The organism is Comamonas sp. B-9 (assembly GCF_000410635.1).
GTDB lineage: Bacteria > Pseudomonadota > Gammaproteobacteria > Burkholderiales > Burkholderiaceae_C > Comamonas.
This window is the reverse complement of record NZ_KE148538.1, coordinates 16,067-16,338: the sequence shown is the minus strand read 5'-3', so window position 1 is coordinate 16,338 and position 272 is coordinate 16,067. Positions and strand designations below refer to the sequence as shown.

Genomic DNA, 272 nt, shown 5'->3' with positions numbered 1-272 from the left:
CTGACCGGCGCGGTCGCCATGCATGCGATCAATGTGCATATCGTCACCACCATCCTGCCCTCGGTGGTGCAGGAGATTGGCGGCCTGGCCTGGTATGCCTGGAGCACCACCTTGTTTGTTGTGGCCTCGATCATTGGCGCGGCGCTGGCGGTGCGCATGCTGGCCCGCTGGGGCGCGCGGGGTGCCATGCTGGCGGGCCTGCTGGTGTTTGGCCTGGGCAGCCTGCTGTGTGCAACCGCGCCATCCATGCCGATGCTGCTGCTGGGCCGCGC

The 272-nt window shown here is 68.0% G+C and carries 1 protein-coding gene; it reads left to right on the top strand.

What is annotated here, in order from left to right:
• On the top strand, nucleotides 1–272 hold a 272-nt coding region (locus H928_RS26730), incomplete at both ends, for an MFS transporter (protein ID WP_043339263.1).